This is a genomic window from Rhizobium sp. ZPR4 (assembly GCF_040215725.1).
Taxonomy (GTDB): domain Bacteria; phylum Pseudomonadota; class Alphaproteobacteria; order Rhizobiales; family Rhizobiaceae; genus Rhizobium; species Rhizobium rhizogenes_D.
This window is the reverse complement of the sequence record NZ_CP157968.1, coordinates 1,724,014-1,748,207: the sequence shown is the minus strand read 5'-3', so window position 1 is coordinate 1,748,207 and position 24,194 is coordinate 1,724,014. Positions and strand designations below refer to the sequence as shown.

17 protein-coding genes are annotated in these 24,194 nt (G+C 59.0%); 9 read left to right on the top strand and 8 right to left on the bottom strand.

What is annotated here, in order from left to right; genetic code table 11:
- The first annotated feature begins 331 nt into the window (after positions 1-331).
- The gene (locus tag ABOK31_RS27570; protein ID WP_349960000.1) at positions 332-2,521 is read left to right on the top strand and encodes a TonB-dependent siderophore receptor; all 2,190 of its coding nucleotides are present in this window, start codon (positions 332-334) and stop codon (positions 2,519-2,521) included.
- 311 nt (positions 2,522-2,832) lie between these two features.
- On the opposite strand, the gene fhuB is transcribed toward ABOK31_RS27570, so the two are convergent.
- The 8 genes from fhuB to ABOK31_RS27530 form a co-directional block, all read right to left on the bottom strand.
- Positions 2,833-4,824 carry a Fe(3+)-hydroxamate ABC transporter permease FhuB gene (fhuB, locus tag ABOK31_RS27565; RefSeq protein ID WP_349959997.1) on the bottom strand — a complete coding sequence of 664 codons (1,992 nt, stop codon included), beginning with the start codon at positions 4,822-4,824 and terminating at the stop codon, positions 2,833-2,835.
- Positions 4,821-5,726 carry an iron-siderophore ABC transporter substrate-binding protein gene (locus tag ABOK31_RS27560; RefSeq protein ID WP_349959995.1) on the bottom strand — a complete coding sequence of 302 codons (906 nt, stop codon included), beginning with the start codon at positions 5,724-5,726 and terminating at the stop codon, positions 4,821-4,823. The genes fhuB and ABOK31_RS27560 overlap by 4 nt, the downstream gene beginning before the upstream one ends.
- Positions 5,716-6,528, bottom strand: a complete 813-nt coding sequence (locus tag ABOK31_RS27555; RefSeq protein ID WP_174171849.1) for an ATP-binding cassette domain-containing protein — start codon at positions 6,526-6,528, stop codon at positions 5,716-5,718. Before ABOK31_RS27555 ends, ABOK31_RS27560 begins: the two co-directional genes overlap by 11 nt.
- A gap of 60 nt (positions 6,529-6,588) precedes the next feature.
- Positions 6,589-7,062, bottom strand: a complete 474-nt coding sequence (locus ABOK31_RS27550) for a GNAT family N-acetyltransferase (protein WP_174171848.1) — start codon at positions 7,060-7,062, stop codon at positions 6,589-6,591.
- A 59-nt stretch (positions 7,063-7,121) separates the two neighbouring features.
- Entirely contained in the window at positions 7,122-7,712 is a 591-nt protein-coding gene (locus tag ABOK31_RS27545) for a sigma-70 family RNA polymerase sigma factor (RefSeq protein WP_174171847.1), read from the bottom strand.
- Between the two features lie 164 nt (positions 7,713-7,876).
- A complete protein-coding gene (locus tag ABOK31_RS27540) occupies positions 7,877-8,596 on the bottom strand; it encodes a 4'-phosphopantetheinyl transferase superfamily protein (protein WP_349959992.1) in 720 nt (239 codons plus the stop codon).
- On the bottom strand, positions 8,597-9,916 hold the full coding sequence (locus ABOK31_RS27535) for a lysine N(6)-hydroxylase/L-ornithine N(5)-oxygenase family protein (RefSeq protein WP_349959990.1): 1,320 nt from the start codon (positions 9,914-9,916) through the stop codon (positions 8,597-8,599).
- A gap of 31 nt (positions 9,917-9,947) precedes the next feature.
- On the bottom strand, positions 9,948-13,925 hold the full coding sequence (locus tag ABOK31_RS27530; RefSeq protein ID WP_349959988.1) for an amino acid adenylation domain-containing protein: 3,978 nt from the start codon (positions 13,923-13,925) through the stop codon (positions 9,948-9,950).
- 325 nt (positions 13,926-14,250) lie between these two features.
- Between ABOK31_RS27530 and ABOK31_RS27525 the strand changes: the two genes are divergently transcribed.
- The 8 genes from ABOK31_RS27525 (at position 14,251) to rfbD (ending at position 24,148) form a co-directional block, all read left to right on the top strand.
- Complete coding sequence (locus ABOK31_RS27525; RefSeq protein WP_349959986.1) at positions 14,251-15,402, top strand: GNAT family N-acetyltransferase; 1,152 nt, start codon at positions 14,251-14,253, stop codon at positions 15,400-15,402.
- Complete coding sequence (locus ABOK31_RS27520; protein WP_349959984.1) at positions 15,402-16,772, top strand: MATE family efflux transporter; 1,371 nt, start codon at positions 15,402-15,404, stop codon at positions 16,770-16,772. Before ABOK31_RS27525 ends, ABOK31_RS27520 begins: the two co-directional genes overlap by 1 nt.
- A 15-nt stretch (positions 16,773-16,787) precedes the next feature.
- The gene (locus ABOK31_RS27515; RefSeq protein ID WP_349959982.1) at positions 16,788-17,969 is read left to right on the top strand and encodes a PLP-dependent transferase; all 1,182 of its coding nucleotides are present in this window, start codon (positions 16,788-16,790) and stop codon (positions 17,967-17,969) included.
- Positions 17,970-18,075: 106 nt separating this feature from the next.
- Positions 18,076-19,320 carry a diaminopimelate decarboxylase gene (gene lysA / locus ABOK31_RS27510; RefSeq protein WP_349959980.1) on the top strand — a complete coding sequence of 415 codons (1,245 nt, stop codon included), beginning with the start codon at positions 18,076-18,078 and terminating at the stop codon, positions 19,318-19,320.
- 97 nt (positions 19,321-19,417) lie between these two features.
- Entirely contained in the window at positions 19,418-20,899 is a 1,482-nt protein-coding gene (locus tag ABOK31_RS27505; RefSeq protein ID WP_349959978.1) for a cytochrome P450, read from the top strand.
- On the top strand, positions 20,896-21,885 hold the full coding sequence (locus ABOK31_RS27500) for a lipid A biosynthesis lauroyl acyltransferase (protein ID WP_349959975.1): 990 nt from the start codon (positions 20,896-20,898) through the stop codon (positions 21,883-21,885). The genes ABOK31_RS27505 and ABOK31_RS27500 overlap by 4 nt, the downstream gene beginning before the upstream one ends.
- Positions 21,886-22,181: 296 nt before the next feature.
- Entirely contained in the window at positions 22,182-23,249 is a 1,068-nt protein-coding gene (rfbB, locus tag ABOK31_RS27495; RefSeq protein ID WP_349959973.1) for a dTDP-glucose 4,6-dehydratase, read from the top strand.
- Positions 23,246-24,148 (top strand): dTDP-4-dehydrorhamnose reductase, encoded by a 903-nt coding sequence (gene rfbD, locus ABOK31_RS27490; protein ID WP_349959971.1) that lies wholly within the window; start codon positions 23,246-23,248, stop codon positions 24,146-24,148. The genes rfbB and rfbD overlap by 4 nt, the downstream gene beginning before the upstream one ends.
- The last annotated feature ends 46 nt before the right edge of the window (positions 24,149-24,194 follow it).

The window sequence follows — 24,194 nt, the reverse complement described above, 5'->3', positions numbered from 1 at the left end:
GGCAGCCGCATTTGGTAATGAGGTGTGGGACATGGCCTCTCCGGCTGACCGATCATATGGGGCGCCGGAACAACAGCGCCGATTTTCAAAAAGGTGATAAAATTTCTCATATTATGGGAGGTGTGATCTGGCAAGCAGGTCAAATGCTTTGCCTGGCTTAATTTTCGGGTGTGTTCCGCGATCCGGTGCAGCATCACCGGGGCCATTCTGCAACATGAGAGTGGAAACCAATAAAAAATATGACTCTTGTACTCATGTATTCTTGACGCCAGCTGCGCCTGCGAACTAATTTGCGCCATCTTTTTCAGAAACGGGCAGGCGCAAAGGGCTTATGAAGCAGAAATCCCATAATTATATCAGTAGTTTGACATGTAAGAGATTCCAGCTTGCAAGCGGCGCCACCGCACTTGCAACAGTGTTTGCTTTAAGTGGAAATGCCTTTGCGCAGGACGCTGCGGCCAATGCGAATAACGGAGGTGCCACCCAGCTCGCGCCGATCGTCGTCAGTGGACAGTCGAGCGACGCAAGCGACAATACGACCGTAGCGGCAAAGAAGAGTCAGGGCGCTACTAAGATCAATACGCCCCTGGTCGAAACTCCTCGCTCCGTCTCGGTCATCACCAAGAAGGAAATGGAAGAGCGCGGCGCGCAAGACGTCATCGAGGCGGTGCGCTATTCGGCCGGCGTCCAGACCGGTTCCTTTGGCTTCGATCCGCGCTTCGACCAGATCTACGTTCGCGGCAATGACATCACCACCGACGGCGACTATCGCGATGGGTTGCGCCAGCCCTACATGAACTACGCCATGTTCCGGACTGATCCCTATGCGCTCGACCGTGTCGAGATCATAAAGGGGCCTGTCTCCGTTCTTTACGGTGCTGGTTCGCCGGGCGGTATCGTCAATAAGATATCGAAACTGCCAACAGACGAGACGATCAGGGAGGTCGGTGTCCTCTACGGAACATCGGACCGTGCCCAGACGATGTTCGACTTCGGCGGCCGGGTCAATCAGGACGATGACAGCATGCTCTACCGCATCGTCGGCCTGGCGCGAAAGGGCGATACCAATTTCGATATTGCCGACGACCGCTATCTCATCCAGCCATCCTTCACATGGAAGCCCGACGAATCGACGAAGTTTACTGTCTACGGATCGGCGCAATCCACGGAGTCGGACGCAAATCCCGGCGCAATGATCGGCCCCGATGGCAATGTCCTTGATTATCGTGACAGCGATCCGGACTATGATTATCAGAGAACCAAACAACAGCAGGTCGGCTATCAGTTCGAGCATGAGTTCGACGGCGGCTTCACCTTCCGCCAGAACCTTCGCTACTCGCATCTGGATTTGAAGGCACGCTATCTCAGCACCTACAGCTGGGTCGGCGACGTCGCTCAACGTGGTGCAAGTGCGATCGGCGACAAGATGAACGTCTTCCAGGTCGATAATCAGCTTGAAAGCAAGTTCAATACGGGCGCTGCTGCCCATACCATGCTGTTCGGCCTCGATTATACCCATATGAACGATTCATTCGCGTATGGATTTGATTCGACCACCAATCCTGCCTACGACTTCGATCTCGACAATCCAACTTACGGGGTGTCCGGCCCGACGCCGGAGTATAATTATAGCCGGGTCAACGCCAAACTGGAGCAGTTCGGCGCCTACGCGCTCGACCAGATCGAACTCGACAAATGGCGCTTCACGCTTGGTGGACGCCAGACCTGGGTCAAGCAGTCGACCGACACCACGCTCGTCTCTTCGAACACGACGACGGACGACAGCCTCAACAAGAATGCGTTTTCCTATCAGGTCGGCGCGCTCTATCTCTTCGACAACGGGATCGCGCCCTTCGCCAGCTATTCCACATCTTTCAATCCAGTCACGGAGCGGTCTGCTTCCGGCAGTATCCTCGATCCGACCAAGGGCGAGCAGTATGAGCTTGGCGTGAAATATCAGCCGCCAGGCACAGATATCATGCTGTCAGCAGTCGCCTATAACCTCGTCGAGAAGAACAAGCCGGTTCTGGTCGACCCGCTGACGCTCGTTTATGCCTCGCTTGGCGAGGTGACGAATAGAGGGATCGAGCTGGAAGCCAGGGCCAATATCACCGACGGCTGGGATGTGGTTGCCGCCTACGCCTACAATCACTCTGAAATCACCCGTGGTGACGATGCCGGCAACGCACCTGCCGTGACGCCTCAAAACATCGCCAGCATTTGGTCGAACTATACGTTCCAGGATGATTCTGCTGCAAAGGGTCTGACCGTCGGTGCCGGCATTCGCTATACGGGCGAGACCTATACCAGCACGGCCAACACGGCCAAGAACGATGCAAGCGTCTATCTGGATGCGGCAGTCTCTTACGACTTCGGCGCGGTTGATCAGAAGTACAAGGGCCTGACGGCATCCGTCGATGTCCGCAACATCGCCAACCGCCGTCTGACGGTCTGCAACGAGGGTTATTGCTACCTAGGCCAGGGCCGCAACATCACCGCATCGTTGAAGTATCGTTGGTAAGTTTCCCGCGGGCGCTGCTTTTTTGCAGCGCCCGTCTTTATTCCGGATTGGTGCCAGTAAAGAGGCGAGCTCTTCTCCTTAGCGCTTCCCGCCCAGTTTCTCTCAGATCAAGTTCGGCCGCTCTTCCTGCAAGTCGACTTTCATAAGTGCCGCCTGGAAGCGTGAGCACACATCCATCAGATCCTTGTTTCGGTCGCATTGGTTTGATGCGCAAGCCAGTCGTTGGCTTTAACGTGCGACGCGTTTCGATCAGTTTGACTTGCCGTTTCGGCAGAACACTTCGGGAAGTGAAGGGTCGTCTTCCACCACCATTATGTCGTTCTGCGTCGCTTCATCAGCAAGATCAGCAATAGCGGGGCGCCGACGAGGGCGGAAACCAGGCCCGCGGGCATCTGGTAGGGAAAGGCGATCATCCGGCCGAACCAGTCCGCGAGCACCATGAGGCTACCGCCGGCGAGCGCCGCACCGGCAAGCTGGGGAGCCGCGCGCCGCAGGCCGAGCTCGCGCGCCAGATGCGGTCCCATGAGGCCGATGAAGCTCAAAGGCCCGACGACAAGGGTGGCGGCTGCGGTCATGGCTGCAGCAAGGGCAAAGAGGCAGGCGCGGGCGAAGTTGACGCGAATGCCGATTGCCTGGGCTGCCTGGGTACCAAGCGGCAGCAGATCGAGCCAACGGTGGGCCAGAAAGGCAAATGCAAGGCCTGCGACTGCTGCAACCATTGCAGAGATTGCTTTTGGTGTATCAACAAGATAAGTCGATCCGCTCATCCATTGCATCACGATCATTGCACGCGGATCGCCGCTCGCTGCGAGCACGCTGATGAAAGCGTCCAACATGGCCCCGAGCGCGATGCCCGTCAGAAATACCCGCTCCGGCGCGAAACCGGACCGGATGCCGAACAGGAATATAGCGATGAGGACGGCGAAAGCGCCGATGCCGCCGAAGCCCAGCTGGGCGGCCATGCCGGGAGCGGGCAGAAGGAAAAGCGCGGCGGTGACGCCAAGGGTAGCGCCCGCCGAAATACCTAGAACCTCCGGGCTTGCCATCTCGTTGCCACTGAGCCGTTGCAGGATTGCGCCGACGACGCCAAGCATTGCACCCGCAGCAAAGGCACCGGCGATGCGTGGCAGGCGATAGGGCAGCACGTCGGACCAATGGAGATAGGCAAGCAGCGTCCACGTTCCATCCGGTGCACGCCCGAAGAAGACTGCGCCGACCAGGAGAAGGACGAGCGCCGGTATCGATGCAAGCAAGAGTATTCGCGGCGTCCGCCAGGCGCGGTTTGCATTCTGGGAGGGAGACGGCGCGCTGCGTTGCACGGTCTTCAAGCGCGGCAGCATCAGGAGCAGCAATGGCGCGCCGAGCAACGCGGTGATGGCACCTGTCGGAAGGAAGGTTGCAGAGGCTCCGGAAAGCAGCACCAGGGCCTCATCGGTCAGCAGTAATAATCCTGCGCCGATGAGGGGCGACCAGATGAGCTGGCTCTTCATCTGCCGGGCGCCGGCAAGTTGGGCGACGCGCGGAGCGATCAGGCCGATGAAGCCGATGACACCGACGGCGCTGGTGACGATTGCGGCAAGCGCAATTGCAATGCAAACGGTAGCAATGCGCGTGCGCTTGACCGACAGACCAAGCCCGCTTGCGCCGCTATCGCCAAGTTCCATGAGTGCCAGCGGCCGCGCCATCAGCAAGGCCCCGACAGAAAGGATGGCGATCTTCGGGAGAAGGGAAAGCGGAATAGTCCAGCTTTGCTGCGCCAGCGATCCCGCCCCCCAGATGAACAGGCCGGAGAGATAGCGATCGTTCATCAGGACGAGAATGGCGGCAAGCGCGCCGCTCCAGACGCCGACGATAAGGCCTGACAGCACGAGCGCCAATGGCGAAAAGCCGCGTCTTGCGCCGATCAGGAAAACGACTGCTGCCGCTGCGGCACTGCCGAACAGGGCGACTGCGTCGCGGCCGAGGCCCTGAAGGGCGGGAAAGGCGAGCATGACGGCAACGAGCGCAAGGTTGGCGCCTGCGGAAATGCCAAGCGTCGAAGGCGAGGCGAGCGGATTGCGCAGCACCTGCTGCAGCAGGCTTCCCGACAATGAAAGTGCTGCACCCGCCAGCAACGCGGTCGCGATCCTCGGCAGGGTCGAATAGATGAGCAGCAGGCGCTGCTGATCGTAGCCGGCTTCCTGTTCGAATAGGCGCGAGAGGTCTGGGCTTAGTTGATGCCAGGCAAGCAGGCTGGCGAGCACGAACAGCGTCAGAGCAACGGCTGGAGCACCGAGGGCGCTATTTGCTTCGGTGCGGGTCATGCGAATTTTTCCAGATGGTCGAGCAGTATGCGCGCAAAGCGCTCCGCTTCCTGCACCATGCCGAACATCAAGGTGCCCGGCAGCACGGAGACGCGCCCGGCTTGAACGAAGGGGAGGCTGGTCCACAGCGGACTGTCCTGCAGATTATCGAGCACGTTGGGCGGAAGTAGCGGCTCGAATGCGATCAGGCGCAGGTTTTGATCAAGCGTTGCCAATTGCTCCAGCCCGATCGTCTCGAAGCCCCAATAATCGCCGGGCCTTGTCCAGGCGTTCTTGAGGCCGATCCTGGTCATGACGTTCTGGTAAAGCCCCGCGCCGCAATAGATGCGGGCATGGCGGGTGTCGACAAAATTGATGAGCGCCAACGGCGGAGGGTTGAGCCTCTTCACCCGCCCCGCACAGTCGTCAAAGAAGCGCTCGGATCGGGCAAGGAAATCTTCGGCCTGGGGACGGCGGTCGATCGTATCTCCGAGCAACCGCGTAGCGGCGATCGAGCGCTGCAGGGCCTCGCCGCCCTCGGCATAGATTGTCAGTTCCATGACAGGCGAAATCGCCTCCAGTTGCGGCTTCAGTGGAGCGAGGTAGGGTGTTGTCAGGATCAGCGCCGGCTTGATGCTTGCCAGGACCTCGAGATTGATCTCGCTGGTGGTGCCGAGATCGACAACGCCGGAGGGCATTTTCGGCTCGACGACCCACGTATCCCAATCGGCAAGGGAGGCGATGGCGGCTGGCGTGACACCAAGTGCCAGCAGTGTCGACGCCAGGCCGTAATCGAGGGAGACGATCGGGCCGGATATCGGTTCCGCGGCCACTCCCACTTGCGGAATGGCAAAAAGCGCAGCAGTGGCCAGCAGCGCGCGGCGGGAGAGCATCAGGGTCTCGAAGATGCGTTCAGATGACATAGGCAAGCGGCGTTCCATGCACTGGATGGGCGGTGACGCCCATATTGGTGCCGTAGATCGTGTTGAGCGTTTCAGCCTTCATGAGGCTCGGCGACGGGCCCGCTGCAATGAGACGCCCTTGCTTCAGCGCATGCAGATGATCGCAGAAGTGCGCCGCGACATTGATATCGTGCAGGACGAGAATGACGCTCAGATCCTTCGTTCGGCAAAGCTCGCGCACGAGCCCGAGGATCTCCATCTGGTGGGCGATGTCGAGTGCCGATGTCGGCTCGTCGAGCAGCAGGCAGCGGCTGTCCTGAGCGACCAGCATGGCGATCCAGACACGCTGACGCTCGCCGCCGGAGAGTGTATCCACCATCCGGCCTGCCAGGGTATCGACATGGGTCAGCTTCATCGCTGTCTCCACCTTTTCCCGGTCGAGATCGGTGAAGCGCCCGAGCGCGCCGTGCCAGGGGTAGCGCCCGCAGGCGACAAGTTCCTCGACGGTCATGCCGGCAGCTGAGCTCGTGTCCTGCGGCAGATAGGCGACGGCGCGGGCAAATGCGCGCATGTCGTAGGAACTGGCGGCAACGCCATCGAACAGGATGCGCCCGCCGGTCGGCTGAATCTGTCGGGCCAGCAATTTGATCAGCGTGGATTTGCCGGAGCCATTATGACCAATCAAACCGGAAATCTCGCCTGCCTTGAAGCTGATATCGAGCGGGTGAAGAATGGTTTTGCCGTCGACTTCGAAACGGAGGCCCTCAGTCGTGAAGACCGTCGCGTGACTTTCATCGTTTCCGGTGATCGTTTCGTCTTTCATTGTCATTCCTGCTGAAGCCTATCGGCTTCCTGAAATTCTGATTGTCGGCCGGTGGCCGGGTTAGTTTATCGAGGTCAATGGCTTGACGAAGAACAGGCACGGATCGCTTTCACGCCAGAGAGTCGGGAATATTTCGGCGCGGATGAAGCCGTTTCTATCGTAGAAGGCGCGGGTCTTTTCATATTGCGGTTCGTCCTTGCCGCGCGGCGCGAGCGTCTTGACCGTCAGGAGCTTGCAATCGGAAGAGCGCGCAAAGGTCTCGGCTGCAGCCAGCAACTGCTTGCCGACGCCGCTGCGATGGTGCCGGCGCCTGGTTGCTATCACGACAATCTCCATGGCGGCCGGCGGATGGGCACGCAACGCCACGAAACCGGCAACGGTATCGGCTTCGACGCAGCCGAACATCGGCAGGGTCTCCACGGCGCCTGCGCAGGCTTCGATGACATCGGGGTCGGTAAACCAGTCGGTCAATTCCGACATGATGTCACGACAGATGGCGCCTTTGGATTCGGTTATCTCGATGGTTTCCTGCATCTATTCTTCCCTTTCCTGGCGGTGCGGTGCAGTTCGCAGGTGATGGCGGAGAACCGCCATCATGCCCGCATCTCCCGCACCCGTGCTGTTCGGTTTCGTTTGTGGCCGTTGCCGGCAACGCAACCATGGCCGGCCTCGAGCGAGATGGCGGCGAGGCACCGCGAATGCGCCTCTCGCAGAAGGCCGCAAACAAGAGCGCAGGATACGCCAGCCTCCTTGGCAATGATGTTCTGAGGGATATCGTCGAAGTAATGCTCCTCGTAGAATTTTCGGGTTCTGGCGGGCATGGATTCGACCGTGCAGCGGAAGGCCTTATAGGCTTCGGCCTCGTGAAGATGTTCCTCGGGGCTTCCATAGGCCGAGGTATTGCCGCCGACCTCCTCTTCGACGAACAGGCCGCGCTCATATTGCCGACGCCGCATATGATCTGTCGCAAGATTGCGCACCATGCGCATCACATAGGGTGCAGGGGCCGCTATATCCTCCTTCAGCGGTTTGGAGACCAGCTGCAGGAGCACTTCCTGCACGACATCCTCGGCCAAGCTCATGCAGCCCGTGATCCTGCGCGCGACGGAGAGGAGCTTCGGATAGGCGTGAAGTGCTGTTTGGAGTTGCTCATTGGAAGTCGACTGCGAATGGTTGGCAATCATGTCGGGCTCTCGCTGAAATCCAAAGTTGCATTTCTGTGTGCCCCTCTTTTTGAGAGGGAACCTATAAAACATGACAATGATAGTCAAGATAGCGGAGTCGAAAAGTGAAGCATCTCCTAAATCAAGGTTTATCCACCTGATTTTATTTTAACTTTTTGTGAGATCTAGAAGAAAATCCCGCTTTTGTGATGCTGCCATTGCGGCCTTGCTACAGCCCTTGATGTCGCGATAGCCCACTGAAAATCCCCACTTTCTCCGTCGCTGATCCGGCCGGAATGGATGAAAACCGCTTCGCCCGACGCCTGGCATCTGCTTGCAATGGTTGTGTTTCCGGGCGCCAATATCACGTTTTGCGGGTCGGCTAAAAAACCCTGGCCAAAGCATTTCAGCGCAGCCTCTTTCTGAACCCAGCAGGCGAGAAAAACATCGTGGCGATGTCGCTCATCCAATTGATACACCTGATCGAGCTCTTGTTCGGAAAGGATCATCGGCATGATCTCAGAGGCTTCTTTTTCCGAAAATGCATCAAGGCGTTCGATGTCGATGCCGATGCGGCCGCCGCGACAGATTGCCAACGCTACACGGTCTCCCGTGTGCGAGAGATTGAAGTCGATATCGGGGTAATCGCGCAGGTAGGGTCTGCCGGAAGGGGTAATCGCAAGAGAAAGCGCTTGCGGGGCACAGCCAAGCAGATTGGCGATGACACGTCGACACAGGACCCGTCCGGCAACGAAAAGGCGCCGCGCCGCGCATGATCTAAATGCGGCAGCACGGCTTTTTTCTGCCTCGCTCAAAATCGAGTCCGGGACGGGAAGCCCCTCAGACAGGCGCAGGCTATGAAGTTCCACCTGCGCCGTCTCTTCCCCCGGTTGGTCTGTCTTCACCTATTCCGCTGCCTGTCCCATGTGAGAGGGAAGGTTCGACGGCTGCCCATGCGTCTCCCACTGTACGATGGGATCGAGCTGATCGAGATCGAAATGCTGGCGGCCGAGCAATGCATTGGCGATCACGGCGCTGCGCCACGCGGCAAGGCTAAGCTGCGGTTCGGCGATGCCGTGGCTATGGCGTCCGGCATTGAGAACGAAGATGCGGTTCTCACGCGGCCCGTCCCATGCAAGCGAGAAGTCGCTTTCCAGCACCGGCTCGCCGATCGAGCTGAGCTCGATGCGGTTTTCGAGCGAATGCAGGAATTCCGGCAGCACAAAGCGATAGCCGGTGGCAAAGACGATCATATCGACCGTCAGTGTTTCGATGCTGTCATCGAAGCCGTTGCGCATGGTCAGCATAATTTCGCGACCATCCTGCTCGGCCGCGATGACGTTGCGGAAGGGGCGCAAGGATATGCCGTGATCGGGGTGGCCGGCGGCATCAAGCTTTCGCTCATAGAGTCGGCGATAGAGCTTTTTCAAGGTGGAGGCGGAAACGCCGTCGCTCGCCAGTACCTGCCGGCGTGTATGGGTGAGCCGCAGCTCCTCGGGAAGTCCGTGGAAGCGCTCCATATAACCCGGCGTGAAGAGCTCATTGGTGAATGGCGTCGCATCGAGCGGTTCGAAATTCGGGCGGCGGCTGATCCAATGAATGGACGAAACGGCGTTCAGGTCCAAAAGGGCATCGACGATCTCCGCGCCGCTTTGGCCGCCGCCGATGACGGCAACGCGGGGCGCTTTGACATCACCGATACGTTGCGTCGCTTCGCTGCTGTGGAAGGTCATGGATTTCGGCAGCTGTTCGGCCCAGGCCGGACGAGACGCAATCTTGCCGACGCCAACGGAAAGATTGCGAGCGTCGATCGCACCATTGTCGGTGGCGAGAGAGAAGAAGCCGTCACTGGCGTGGACCTCTCGGACGCTGGCGCCAAAGCGAAGCGAGGTCAGTCCGCGTGCGACCCATCCGAGATAGTCGGCGAATTCCTTGCGGGGGACGGCTTCATATTCCGCATTGAGAAACTGATAAAAGCGTTTATGCGCAACGAGATAGGAGAGGAAGCTCCAGCGGCTTGTCGGGTTGGTGGCTGTCACCAGATCCTTGAGAATGGATGTCTGCATTTCCGCGCCCGGCAGCATCATTCCCGGATGCCACGCAAAAGATGGGCGCCGCTCGAAAAAGCGGACGGAAAGTTGCGGTATGGAATCGAGCTGAGCGGCAAGGCTGAGGTTGAAGGGACCGATTCCAGCCCCGGCGAGGTCGAGCACGTGCGATGTCATGATGCAGCTCCAGAATGATGTCGAAGAGGGGTTACTTGACGGTGTCTTTGGACAGTGGCGCCGGCGCAAAGGCATGATCGAGCCGCCGGGCGAAACGCTGGTGGAAGGGCGTCTTGCCGATGATCGTCAAATGGTTGGTGCCGGTAACGATTTCCGATGCCGTGGCATTGGGCGAATAGCGTCGCCAGTCGATGACGTTGAGGGCGCGCGTAAGAGAATCCTCGGCCGCAAAGGCATGGATGCGGAAATCGGATTGCTCCAGGCGGTAGTTTCGGAAGATCATCGCATTATCGATGAGGATCCAGAAGGTGTGCTCTTCCGAGCCGATATCGGGACCATCCGTCGGCAGTTTGACGTTATGCTTGACGATATGGTGGAGGAACTGTTCGTAGACCTCCTCGTTCATGGCGGCGAAAAGCCTCTTCCAGTCCTCGCGCATCGGCGTGGTCGCAAGCCAGCTCTGTACGGCGGCATGGGTGCGATCGCGGATGCCGTCTTCGAAGCGCGGCATGATGCCGACGGTGAACTCCTCGTCCATGTCGCAGACGTCGACCATGCCGATCATGCGCAGATCGATATCGTTGCCGAGCTGTCGGGCGGCTTCATAGGCGAGCAGCCCGCCCCACGACCAGCCGAGGAAAGCGCAAGGCCGGCCATTGGCCTTTTTGCGTACGGCTTCGGCGTAACGCGCTGTGATATCTTCGACGCGGGTGCTCAGCGTTTTGGTCTCTGTCAGCGAATAGCAGATGAAGCCGGTCGCCGGCTGTTCCGGGCCGAGATAATCGACAAGGCGCATATATTCGCGCGTGCTGACGAGCAGACCGGGGAAGCAGTAGAGCACCGGCCGGTCGCCGTTGCGGCGAAGATAGACCACATCGACACCGGTCTCGTCGCGGCTGCCGTCGATCGCGAGTGCCAGATCGCGCACCGTCGGATGATTGAACATGTCGGCGATCGACAGCGGCCATTCGGGATGGCGCATCTTCAGGCGCGAGACGATGCGCACGGCCATCAGCGACTGTCCGCCAATATCGAAGAAATTCTCGGTGACGCCGATATCGCCGATGTCGAGGATGTCCTTCCAGACATCCAGGATCGCTTTTTCCTTGTCGTTGGCAGGTAGCGCCATTTCGCGCTCTATGCGTGGTGCGGGCAGGGCGGCACGATCGAGCTTGCTATTCGGCCCCATCGGCAGCTTGTCGATCAGCATGATGGTCTGCGGCACCATGTAATCGGGCAGGGCGGTCATGGCGGCGCGGCGCAACTCGGTCACGCTCAAGTTCTCGCCCTCGCGCGGCACCACATAGGCGACCAGAGAACTGCGGCCACCTTCATTGTGAAGGAGGATGACCGCCTCGGCGACCCGCTGATCCGAGCGCAGCACGGCTTCGATTTCGCCCGGCTCGATGCGGAAGCCGCGCAATTTGATCTGGTGGTCGACGCGGCCGGCAAATTCGACAATGCCGTCTTCCCGCCAGCGGCCGAGATCGCCCGACTTGTAAAGTCTGCCGCCTTTCGAGAAGGGATCGGGGATGAAACGGTCCGCCGTCAGCTCCGGCTGGCCGAGATAGCCGCGTGCCAGGCCGCTGCCGCCGATATAGATTTCGCCGATCACACCGACCGGAACCGGCGCAAGGTCGGTATCGAGCACATAAATACGCCGATCGCCCACGCCGCGACCGATCGGCGCGACTGTCCCCTCGAAGCGGGTTCCGGCCGGAATTTTCCAGATCATCGGCGTCATGATCGTTTCGGTCGGACCGTAACCGTTGATGAGCAGCTGGGCCTTCAGGTTTTCGGTAATCATGTCGAACACCGCCTGCGACAGGGCTTCGCCGCCGAAGGAATAGAGCCGCAACCGCGGTATTTCGCTGTTCTCGCCGGCATATTCCGCAAGGCCGCGCACATAGCTGGTGGGCAGGCTGGCATTGTTGACGCCGTGTCGCTTCATCATCGCGAATGCATCTTCGGGCGTCGCAAGCTTGTCTTGCGTCAGCACCACGCCGCCGCCAGCCATCAGCGGTACGATCCAGCGCTCGTGACCACCGTCGGAGGTGAAGGGAAGCACAGGATATTCGCAGGACCCCTCGCTCATCTCGTAGATGCGCAGGGTCGCCTTGCAATGGTGCGCCAGTGGGCCGTGCTCGACCGCGACGCCCTTCGGTATGCCCGTCGAGCCTGAGGTGTAAATCACATAGGCAAGCTGCTTTGGGGCAATCGTCGTTGCCGGTGCGTCGACGCTCTCCGTGGACAGGTCGGTGGCGTCGAGATTGAGGTAGGGTGTCGCTATATCGCTCGGCAGGTTGCCGATGTGTTTCGTTCGGGAAATGACGAGCGAAAGGCCCGGGGCTGTCAGGATGTGACGATTGCGCGCCTCCGGATGATCCGGCTCGACTGGGGTGAACGCGCCGCCCGACTTGAAGACGGCAAGAATGGCAATGATGGCATCGATCGATTTTTCAAGGGCGATGGCCACGCGCTTTTCCGGGCTGATCCCCATCGCGATCAATCGATGAGCCAGCCGGTTGGCGGCAGCTTCGAGCTCGCCATGTGTTACCGATTTTTCGCCCTGCGCGACGGCAAAGGCGTTCGGCCGTCGCTTCGCCTGTGCTGAGATGACCTCGTGGATAGGCGTGCCGTCGTCGGGCTCCGGCGCGTCGGGGTAGGGTGCTGAAAGCCTGTCCAGCTCTTCCAACGACACAAAGGCAATATGTTTGACCTGCGTGCCGGGATTGGCATTCAACTGCGCAAGTGCCATGGCAAGATCGTCGGCGAAGCGTATGATCTGCTTTCGATCATGCTTCTGTGGGTCAAAGCCGATGCCGATACGCAGTTTGCCGACGGATGCCGGTGAAACGGTGACGACCAGATCGGCATCGCGGCGTGCCGGCGGTTCGATGGGGCTGCGTGCCGCAACTTCGTTCGAGGTTGCTTGCGGGAGGCGCGAGGGCGGGCGCACATCGAGGAGTGTCTTGACGAGGCCGGTGGTGTCGAAGAATTCGTCCCGTCGTATTAGCGCATCGGCAAGAGCCTCGAAAGGCAGGAATTGCCGGGTCGCCGTATCGATTTCCTTGACGAATGCGTCGTGAACGCCCTTGAGCGTCATGGTGCCGTCGAGTTCCGGCGTCAGGATCAACACATCTTCGCTGCGGGCGGCAACTTTCTGCCTTTCCGGGCGCGTGACGAGGCCGATCCTTTGAGTGCCATATCCGGTATGGCGCCGCAGGGCGATCCCGAGGGCGGCAAGCATGTCGCGAGACGTGTCAGTAGACGACTGTACCGGCACTTCAAGCATATGCTCGAACCATGCCTCGTCGACCATGGTCTTTCCAGCCGACGTTTGCGGCAGGAGTGACGCAATGTTCTCCTGAGCTGTCAGCCGCTGGAACCAGAAGTCGACCAACTCCGGTCCCGCATGGCGTGGTGCGCCATTGGCAATCATCCATGATGCGGCGTCGGGCAGCACCGTCTCCGCAATATCCGCCGGGCCGTGGCCGTCGATGTTGCGAAGGAAATCCGTCGCAAGCAGGTCGAGCGCGGCGGCGTCGGCAAGGATTGCGTGGAGGGAAAATACAGCGCCGAGCGCTTGCCCGTTTTGCGTCAGAAGGATGAAGCGGGCCGGATTGCCATTGGTAAGATCTATGGCGCGGGCTCGTTCGGCCGTGGCGGCTGCGGTCAGCGCTTCGTCCAGGTTTTCGCCGGCAGTCAACTCCGTCTCAAGGACGTCGACGAAGCGGCCGTTTTTCAGGATCTGTTGGACGGCGCCACCCGCCCGAGCTTCGAATTCCGAGGTGATGAGCGGATGTTGGCGCGAAAGCCTTGAAAGGCCCTCATGCGCTGCAGCAAGAGTAACAGAAGGAAAGACGATGGCGAGTATTTGTCGCCCGTAAACGACTTCGTTACCCGTCTCCGACAAGAGCCAGATACGTGACTGCGCCGGCGACAGCGAGCATTTGGCGAGGTGATCCGAGTCGTTTGCTGCCTTGGCGTTCCGATCATGGACAGTCATTTCTTCGCCATTCTCCCTGAGTGTACTGAAATACATATCCAATCGATTGAAATACAATAACATATACGTCTCAATATCTGTGATAGATATTAAGTTTAATCGATTGATATCTCTGACTTCTGGCGCCGATAAACTCGGATACTCCGAAAATTACATCGATGCAGCTGCATGACGAACGGAGTTTTGGAAAATTCAGAAGATTTTCAAAAAATATTTTCGGAAAATATTTTGAATTTTTGCCAATGTCGTTCGTCACCGCAGAATTAGGGCTGTGCTTGGCCTGTCGATCTCAGCCGGCGTGGTTCTGAAGATATGGAGATGAAATATGGATGCTTCCCTGGCGATGAAGGGTGATAGGACGGCGGAGAAATCCTTTGATCTGCGCCTGCCGGCTTCGGGCTTTGAGAGCAGCGCGCTTGCCTGTGGCCAGCCGCTCATCATATCGGCAGGGCCTGCGCCAGGGAGTTTTCGCGTCGAGCATCACGGAGTGAAGGTGGCCTCAGGTCATCTATCGGGGCCGGCCAGCAATCTCCTGGTCTTCGAAGCAATCTCCACGGCAGCCTTGCCGCTTTCTGGCGAGGATATTGTCAACGCCGTGTCGGAAGCTGTTCTGGCATGCAATCCGCACCTGACCGGCTTCGAGATCGCACTTGCGGATGATGATCTTGCAAAGCGACTGCTGGAATCCGGCGCGATCGAGCATAGCGGGGGCAGCCTCATCGTGCGGCCGGATTCCTTTTTTCAACAAGCGAGATCCTGGCTCGGAAGTTCACCCAAGGCCTATCCGGAACTGCCGATCTTGACGAATGGTGTCCTTCATCCGCAGCGGCCGCCGAAGCCCGCCGGCCGCGTCTACAGCCGCTTCATTCCCTGGCTGAACACGCAACTCGGTTTTCATGTCGCCGATATCGAGGCCGATCTTCCGCATTTCCATCGCTGGATGAATGATCCGAGGGTTGCTGCCATATGGGAAGACAGCGGCGATCTTTCCTATCATCGCAATTTCATCGCAGGCCGCCTTGCAGATCCGCGTACGCTGCCGCTGATCGGGACCTTCGGCGGCGTGCCTTTCGGTTACTTCGAACTCTATTGGGCCAAGGAAGACAGGATCGGACCGCACTACGACGCTGATGGCTATGATCGAGGCTGGCATGTGGCGATCGGAGAGGATGATTTTCGCGGAAAGGCCTTCGTCAGCGCCTGGCTGCCATCGTTGATGCACTACATGTTCCTGGCCGATCCACGCACCCGTCGTATCGTCGGGGAACCGATCCATCATCACGTCCAGCAGATCCGCAATCTCGACCGTTCCGGCTTCGCCAAGGTCAAGCACATTCAGTTCCCGCACAAGAGGGCGTTGCTGGTTATGCTCCTGCGCGAGCGCTTCTTTATGGATCGGCTGCTGCTGCCGGATCTCACCGGTTTGCCCACGGAGGATGGGCAGTCTGTCCTTGGCTCTCTGGCGCGGGGCGCCTGATGAAGACAGCCGTCGATATGAACGATCCGCGTATCAAGCGGCTCGTTCTGGCGGTCGCGCTCCCGGCGGTGGCCGGGCTGGCCGCCAGCGCCGGCCATCATGCGATCAACGCGATCTTCCTGGGGGCGCTAGGCCCGGATGTGCTGGCAGGCATCAGTCTGGTCATGCCGCTGTTTCTGCTTGTTGCGGCAGCAGGTCAGGGGCTCGGTATCGGGCTTGCGACGCTGCTGGCGCGCCATCTCGGCGAGGGAGATATCAAAGCCGCTTCGTCGGTCGCCACGACAGCGCTCGCGGCGACGATCCCGCTCGGCATAGCCTTGTCGATACTGATCTATCTCGGCCTGCCGGATTTTGTCGGCGCACTCGGTGCCAGCGACAATCTCCTCGCCCCTGGGCTCGATTACGGGCGGCTGCTTGCTTTCGGGATGACGCTCGGGCTTTTGCAGGCTATCTGCGATTTCATCGCGATCGCCGAGGGCAATTCACGTTTTTCGATGATCGTGTTGATCGCGAGCTTCGCCTTGAACGCGGTTCTCGATCCCGTCTTCATCTTTCTCTTCAAGCTAGGTGCGTCGGGCGCCGCACTGGCGACCATCGTGTCGTCCATCGCTGCCCTTGCATGCTATATCGCTTATTTCCTGCGCCGATGGGGAACTGTGAGCGTGACCGGCGGGGCGATATGCTGGCAACTGCTTTGGCCGATCGCGCGCATTGGTCTTCCCGCTGCCGCAACAAGCATTGTCACAGGCTTTGGCTTTCTGGTCTTGATGCGCGAGGCCGCTGTCCATGGCGGGGATACAGGTGTCGCCGCGACGGCCATTGCCATCCGCTTGATGACCTTGGGACAGCTTCCGTTGTTCGGCTTTTGCCTAGGCGCCCAGAGCGTCGTCAGCCATGCTTTTGGCGCTGGCGATGCTGAGCGACTGAAAGCCGTTATCCGGTTCATGCTTGCTGTGACGATACCGGTCGCATTGCTCTATTCTATCCTGCTGTTCCTGGCTGCCGAGCCGATCGCACGCCTGTTTACGGACAGCCAGGACGTCGTGGATGAGGCAGCAGCCTGGCTGCGGTCCCTCTTTCCGATCTTTCCACTTGCGGCCTTTCAATCCGTCTTGCTCGTTATGCTGCAATCGCGGGGCAGGGCCGGCCTGTCCGCGCTCGTGGGGCTTGCGCCGCAGGGCTATCTGCTGATCCCGCTTCTGCTTCTGCTGCCGCTTTGGTTGGGCTTTGCCGGTGTTGCCGCCGCTGCTGTCACCGCTGCCATTCTGGCTGCCATCCTTGGAGGCTTTGTTGGATGGCGGGAATGGCTCGCCATTCTGCCGACCGATGCACCGGGCCGCCTTGCTGGCCAATCGACACTTCACTCCTGACCCAAGAGGAACGCCATGAACGAGACGCCGAGATTCGATGCCTACCGCCACACCATTCCAGATGCGCTGATGCCGCCGCGTGACGATCCGTTCGATGCGGCGGTGCCGCCGATCTACCAGACATCGCTCTTCCTGTTCGATAGCTACAGAGAGCTTGAGGACGTCTTCGCCGGCCGTTCGAAGAAGCCGATCTATTCGCGCGGCGACAATCCGACGGTACGGCTTCTGGAGCGCAAGATTGCCGAGATGGAGGGCGCGGAAGAGGCACGCGCTTTTTCGAGCGGCATGGGCGCGATTGCCGCCGCAGTCCTCGCCTTTGTCGGGCCTGGCGACCGCATCGTCACCGTGCGGCACGTCTATAGCGATGCCTTCCGCTTCTTCGAGAAAGTGCTGAAGCGCTTCGGCATTACCGTCGACTATATCGATGGCACGGACACGGAGGCGATGCTTGCCGCACTTCCCGGCGCCAAGCTTGCCTATCTCGAAAGCCCGACCTCGATGGTTTTCGAGCTGCAGGATCTGACTGCGATCGCCGAGGTTGCTCGCCGCCATGGCGTCGTGACAATGGTCGACAATTCCTGGGCAACGCCACTCTTCCAGAAGCCGCTCGCTGTCGGCATCGATATTGTCATCCACGCCGCCTCGAAATATCTCGGCGGACAGAGCGATACGGTGGCGGGTCTTGTTACCGGCTCCAAGGTGCATATCGACCGGATCAACAGCGAAATCTACCCCTATACGGGTGCGAAGCTCGCGCCATTCGAGGCATGGCTCGTGCTGCGTAATCTCGAGACCCTGCCATTCCGCATGCGCCATCACCATGAAGCCGGGCTCGAAGTGGCGTCCTGGCTCGATGCCCATGCGGATGTGACCAACGTCATGCATCCGGCACTCGGCGATCATCCGGGAAAACGTACTTTCAGCGGATTTGGCGGGCTGTTTTCCTTCGAGGTCTCGGACCACATCGATGTCGCCGACTTCGTCGACGCCTTGCGCATCATCCGCATCGGGGTGAGCTGGGGTGGGCCTGAGAGCCTCGTGGTGCCGGCAAAGGCCGCGCTCAGCATCTCGCCGGAAACCAATGTCTTCGCGCGCTTCGGCGTCAGCGATCGAACGATCCGTTTGAACGTCGGACTGCATTCGGCCAAGGAAGTCATTGCTGATCTCGATCAGGCACTTGCAGCCGCCAAGCGCTAGCCGGCCGCAGCACCGTTACATCACGAAAGGGGTGGAGTGACACAGTCGCTCCGCCCGTACTATTATTCATCGTTGATCTATTCCCGCCCAGACTGATTGAGACAAGATGACCATTCCTTCCAATGAAACGCTGAGCGCGCTTGCCGCCGAATATGGAACGCCGCTCTGGATCTATGATGCCGCCGCGATCCGCCGCCGCATCGCGCAACTCTCCGCCTTTGATGTCATTCGCTATGCGCAGAAGGCCTGTTCGAACATTCATATCCTGAAAGAGATGCGAAATGCGGGTGTGCGGGTCGATGCCGTTTCACTCGGCGAGATCGATCGCGCGATGCGGGCGGGTTTTGCTGCCGGCAATTCGTCCGGAGCTGCGGAGATCGTATTCACCGCCGATGTCTTCGACCGGCCGACACTGGAACGCGTCATTGCCGACAAGGTCGAGGTGAATATCGGTTCCATCGACATGCTGCATCAGCTGGGTGAGCGTTCGCCTGGTCATAGGGTGTGGCTGCGCATCAATCCCGGTTTCGGGCATGGCCATAGCAAAAAAACCAACACCGGCGGTGAAACCAGCAAGCACGGCATCTGGTTCGAGCAATTGCAGGAGGCGGTGGCGCTGACGCGGAAATATTCGCTGAAGCTAGTCGGGCTGCATATGCATATCGGCTCCGGCGTCGATTACGGGCATCTGCAGCGCGTTTGCGGTGCGATGATCGGCTTCTGCCGCGCGCTGGATGTCGATATCGAGGCCATCTCGGCTGGCGGCGGTCTCTCCGTGCCTTACAGGGAGGGGGAAGAAGAGATCGATCCCGCTCATTATTTTTCGCTCTGGGATAAGGCGCGGCGCGAGATCGAGGCACATTTCGGCCATCCAATCCGGCTGGAGATCGAACCAGGCCGCTTTCTGACCGCCGATTCCGGCCTATTGCTTGCTGAAGTCAGAGCCGTCAAGATGATGGGCCGCAACCGCTTCGTCCTTGTCGATGCGGGTTTCAGCGATCTCGCCAGACCGGCCATGTATGGTAGCTACCATCACATCTCCGTCATTCCTGGCAAGACGCCTCGCGATGCTGCCGGAACACTCTTCCCAACCGTCGTCGCAGGCCCGCTTTGTGAATCGGGAGATGTTTTCACGCAGACGGACAATGGCACGGTAGAAACGCGCGATCTGCCCGAAACCCATGTCGGCGACTATCTCGTGTTTCATGGCGCCGGCGCTTACGGCGCAACCATGTCGTCGAACTATAACAGCCGTCTTTATGCTCCGGAGATCCTGATCGACGGTGAGACACATCGATTGATCCGCAGGCGCCAGACACTCGACGAGCTGTTCATGCTGGAAGCCATCTAGGCGCAGCGCTTTCAAAGCCAAGAAAGAGCCTCCACTTCGATCAGGCGGGGGCTTTTCTGCAGTTGCGAAATGAATATAGTGACCACGACCCTGCGTCGTGGCGCTCGGTCGTTTTCACATTGTTACCGGCCGCAAGGCGCGAAAGTTCTGCACCGCTATGCTGGCCTGGCTTGATCAGAAAACCGAAATCGTCGAACACGCCGATCAATCGTCGCAATATTTCGAGCCGGCTCACGCCGCCTACTATAGCGGGAAGCCCGGCCAGCCGCTGAAGCTCATGCTGCAGGCGCGCAGCGACTTCCTGTCGATCTGGCGTCGCGCCGATTATCGCGAGCATGTGGCGGAATTCAAGCTTCTGGGCCGGCAGCTCATCATCGTTAATTCGCCTGAGGCTATCCGTTATGTGGTGGCCAAACGCCATGAGAATTTCGAGCGCAAGACGCCGCAGATGCGGCGCGCGCTGGAATATTTGCTAGGCGACGGCCTGTTCATTTCCGACAAGGAAACCTGGAAGCAGCGCCGGCCGCTGGTCTCCGATATCGTGCATAAAAACCGCGTGCCGGCCTTCGGCGCGATCATGCAGAGCACGGCAAACGAGCTTGCCGACCGGTGGCAGAGCCTAGGGGAGGGTGCCGAAGTCAACGCTCTGTTCGAAATGGCGGGGCTGACGGCGGAAATCATCTCCCGCAGCGTCTTCGGCAATGATCTCGGCGAGGAAGGTGCCAATGCCGTCACCGAAGGCTTTGCGAGCTACCAGTCGCTGGTCGATTCCGTCAATTTCGGCTATTTTCTCGGCTTCGACGAGGGGCTGCCGATCATCAAGACGCCGAGTTTGAGCCGGTCGGTGAAACGCATTCACCGGATCATCGATCAGGTGATCGAAGATCATCTCGCAGGCAAGGGTGATAACAGTTCGATGGTCGAGCTGCTGATCCGACGGCAGCAACGTAATCCTGAGTTGAAACTCGATGTCGTGGCGCTTCGAAACGAGGCCGCCACCATCTTCATGGCCGGCCACGAAACCACCGCGGCGACTTTGACCTGGGCCTGGTATCTGCTCGCAGGTGCGCCCTGGGTAGAGGAGGCGGTTCATACGGAAATCGACGCTGTCTGCGGCGATCGGATCCCCTCGATCGATGATGTTGCAAAGCTCGACTGGTGCCGTGCGGTCATCGAGGAGACGTTGCGCCTCTATCCCCCGGTGCCGATCCTGGCGCGTCAGGCCGCCGAAGCGGACCAGATCGGCGACGTGAAGGTACGCAAGGCAGCGCTGGTGCTGATCGTGCCATGGATATTGCACCGCACGGATTCGCTCTTCCCCGAGCCGCATCGCTTTCACCCGGAGCGTTTCCTCGGCGAGGCGCGGCCGGCGCCCTACAGCTACATTCCCTTCGCCGCCGGACCGCGTGTATGCCCCGGTCTGCAATTTGGCCTTACCGAGGCGATCCTCTGCCTGGCGATCCTGGCCCAGCGTTTTCGCGTTCGGATCAAGGATGGGCATAAAGTTCAACCGCAATGCCGCCTGACACTGCGTCCGCGTGACGGCATGCCCGTGACACTGCATAGGCGCCGGGGATGACGACCGAGACCGACAAGAAAGTCGCCGTCGGCAAGCGCAAGGCGTGGACCTATGAGCCTCCGAAAGCTCCGCCCCTTGCCGATTTCGTAGCCGGTGGCGACCGGCGTAAGGCATTTCTGCGCTATTGGCTTTACGAGAATATCGGCAACGCCATAGATCTCTTCCTCTATTTTGCCTTCATGTTATTGCCGGCGAGCGTCTGCTCCGATCTCGGCGGCTGGCTCGGGCGCCTGCTGGCGCCGCGCTTCCACAAGGGTGCATACGCGCGCGCGGCAGCCAATCTCAAGATGATAAGACCCGAGCTTGGTGAGGCAGAGCTTGAGAAGCTTTTGAAGGCCTATGCCGATTCTCAAGGGCGGCAGATGGCGGAATATTCCGTGGTGCCGAGATTGGCACGACGGCACGTCCGCAAGATCGGTACCGAAGGGCTGGTCGAGCGTTGCAGTGAAGGGCCGGTGATCTTCATCGCGCCGCATATCAGCAACTGGGAGGTGCTTTGGCATTGCCTTCTCGATATGGGACTTGAGGTCACCATGAACTATGACCCGCCCAAACGCCGCTCACGCCACTACATAGTCAACCGACTGCGCAAGGGCGCCGGCCTCGGAATCTTGAAACCCGGCCGCAGTTTCGTGCGACCGGCCCTGAGAATCCTGGAGAACGGCGGCAATCTGCTGATGTTCTGTGACGAGGGCTTCAACGGGTATATCCGCGCGCCGTTCTTCGGAAGACCTGCGCATCTTGAGGGCAATTACGCGCTCATCGCGCGGATGGCCCGGAAAACGAATGCATTGATCTATCCGGTTTATATTGTTCGGGAGAGGGGGACGAGGTTTGTGCTGAGGGCATTGACGCCTTTCATGCTCCCTGGAAGGTCAGGCAGCGAGGAGCATATTGTTCAGGACGTTGCACAATTAAATGCCGTGATAGAGCCAATGGTGCACTCCTATGCGGACCAATGGTATTTTGTCGATAATCGACCGTAGTGGAGAAACCGCGACACAATTTGAGTGTTTCGTAGGTGGTTTTTCGGATGGTCGCGTTGCTTCGGTCATCTTACAAATTTTATGAATTGTTTGTGACCTTAGGTTGCGTGATTTGGCTTTAGGAGATAGAAGCCTATCAACAGCAAGGATGGTTATCCGCTGAAAAGATTGGTGTGGCTCCCCGGGAGCTTTAGTCGCCTCTTCGAGGGGTGATTGTTTTGGCCGTCGCCTTTGTTTTTCAATGGGCGTGACGGCAATAGTTTTATTGTGCGGCCGAGCGCAGGAATGGGTTTTCAATGACGATATTGGTTTCGGGCGGAGCCGGATTTATAGGCGGAAACTTTGTTCTTGATTGGCTCGAGCGACGCGGTGAAATAGTCGTCAATCTGGACAAGCTGACTTACGCCGGCAACCTGCATACGTTGAAGGGGTTGAAGAATGATGATCGTCATGTCTTCGTACATGGCGATATTGGTGATCGGGAGTTGGTGAGCGATTTGCTATCGATTCACCGGCCGCGGGCGGTAATCAATTTCGCAGCCGAAAGTCATGTCGACAGATCCATCCACGGACCCGGTGATTTCATTCAGACGAATATCGTCGGCACCTTCAGCCTGCTGGAAGCGGTGCGCAGACATTGGGACGGCTTGGCCGAGAACGAGAAACAGGCTTTCCGTTTTCTCCATGTCTCCACCGACGAGGTCTACGGCACGCTGTCGAAGGATGATGCGCCGTTTAACGAACTCAATCGCTATGAGCCGAATAGCCCCTATTCGGCCAGCAAGGCGGCCTCTGATCATCTCGTCCGGGCGTGGCACCATACTTATGGCCTGCCTGTGTTGACAACGAACTGCAGCAACAATTACGGGCCCCATCATTTTCCAGAAAAGCTGATCCCGCTGGTTATTCTGAATGCACTTTCCGGCAAAAGCTTGCCGATCTATGGCGACGGCCAGCAAATTCGCGATTGGCTCTATGTGCGGGACCACTGCAGCGCCATTCGCCGCGTGCTGGAGGCCGGTACGGTCGGCGAGACCTATAATGTCGGTGGTTGGAACGAAAAACCCAATCTTGAGGTCGTGCATACGATTTGCGCGATCCTCGATGAGCTTCGGCCGAAGGCCGATGGCGGTCGCTACAGCGATCAGATCACCTTCGTCAGGGATAGGCCAGGTCATGATCGCCGCTATGCGATCGATGCTCGCAAGCTCGAGCGCGAGCTCGGCTGGAAGCCTGAGGAGACCTTCGAAACCGGCATTCGCAAGACGGTCGGATGGTATCTCGACAACCAGGATTGGGTGCAAAACGTCACCAGTGGTGCTTATCGGGAATGGGTCGGCAAACAATACGAGGTCGACGCGTGAGTACCATTCTGGTCACTGGCGCCAATGGGCAGGTCGGGTTCGAGTTGCAGCGTTCGTTAGGCGGATTAGGCAGTGTGGTTGCCCTGACGCGTGCAGAACTGGATCTTGCGAGTGAGGCAAGCATTCTTACCGCTCTTCGCGAGTACAAGCCGCGTGTCATCGTAAATCCGGCCGCATATACGGCTGTTGATCGCGCCGAAGGCGACAAAGTGCAGGCTATGGCGGTCAATGCCGCTGCGCCAGGAGTATTGGCGCGCTGGGCAGCTGACAATGGGGCCTGGCTGATCCATTACTCGACGGATTATGTCTTCGACGGCAAGAAAGCCGATCCCTATCATGAAGACGACGCCGCTAATCCGCAGTCCGTCTATGGCGAAAGCAAATGGTTGGGTGAGGAGGCGGTCCGCGCCTCCGGCGCTTCCCATGCTATCTTGCGGACGAGCTGGGTTTATGGTCATCACGGCAGCAATTTCCTGAAGACTATCCTTCGGCTGGCAGGTGAACGAAGCACATTGAACGTGGTCGCCGATCAAATGGGCGCACCGACCTCGGCGGCTCTGATCGCAGACGTTACACGCGCGGTGATCGAGCGCATTGCTGGCTCTGATGTGTCCGAAGAGCTAGAGGGTACCTATCACCTCACGGCACAAGACAGCACATCCTGGCATGGCTATGCCGCACATATCGTGCGTCAGACATCGGCTGCCAATGTCAAGCTTGCGCTTTCCCTTGACGCACTCAAGCCGATTTCGACTGCGGAGTACCCGACGCCGGCGAAGCGTCCGGCCAATTCAAGGCTGGATTGTAAAAAGCTGATGGATCGCTTCGATATCGCCCTTCCGCAATGGCAGGAAGGCGTTGATGATGTGTTGGCCAGATTGCGGGCTGCAGGGAATTGAGAGCCGTGGGTTCCATGATGATTTCGATTATCCTCCAAGCCGATAA

Coding starts and splice junctions, on each gene's coding strand:
- ABOK31_RS27555 (WP_174171849.1), bottom strand. CDS start 6,528: ATGAAAGACGAAACGATCACCGGAAACGATGAAAGTCACGCGACGGTC.
- ABOK31_RS27550 (WP_174171848.1), bottom strand. CDS start 7,062: ATGCAGGAAACCATCGAGATAACCGAATCCAAAGGCGCCATCTGTCGT.
- ABOK31_RS27500 (WP_349959975.1), top strand. CDS start 20,896: ATGACGACCGAGACCGACAAGAAAGTCGCCGTCGGCAAGCGCAAGGCG.
- lysA (WP_349959980.1), top strand. CDS start 18,076: ATGACCATTCCTTCCAATGAAACGCTGAGCGCGCTTGCCGCCGAATAT.
- ABOK31_RS27525 (WP_349959986.1), top strand. CDS start 14,251: ATGGATGCTTCCCTGGCGATGAAGGGTGATAGGACGGCGGAGAAATCC.
- ABOK31_RS27530 (WP_349959988.1), bottom strand. CDS start 13,925: ATGACTGTCCATGATCGGAACGCCAAGGCAGCAAACGACTCGGATCAC.
- ABOK31_RS27520 (WP_349959984.1), top strand. CDS start 15,402: ATGAAGACAGCCGTCGATATGAACGATCCGCGTATCAAGCGGCTCGTT.
- ABOK31_RS27545 (WP_174171847.1), bottom strand. CDS start 7,712: ATGATTGCCAACCATTCGCAGTCGACTTCCAATGAGCAACTCCAAACA.
- rfbB (WP_349959973.1), top strand. CDS start 22,182: ATGACGATATTGGTTTCGGGCGGAGCCGGATTTATAGGCGGAAACTTT.
- fhuB (WP_349959997.1), bottom strand. CDS start 4,824: ATGACCCGCACCGAAGCAAATAGCGCCCTCGGTGCTCCAGCCGTTGCT.
- ABOK31_RS27570 (WP_349960000.1), top strand. CDS start 332: ATGAAGCAGAAATCCCATAATTATATCAGTAGTTTGACATGTAAGAGA.
- ABOK31_RS27535 (WP_349959990.1), bottom strand. CDS start 9,916: ATGACATCGCACGTGCTCGACCTCGCCGGGGCTGGAATCGGTCCCTTC.
- ABOK31_RS27515 (WP_349959982.1), top strand. CDS start 16,788: ATGAACGAGACGCCGAGATTCGATGCCTACCGCCACACCATTCCAGAT.
- ABOK31_RS27560 (WP_349959995.1), bottom strand. CDS start 5,726: ATGTCATCTGAACGCATCTTCGAGACCCTGATGCTCTCCCGCCGCGCG.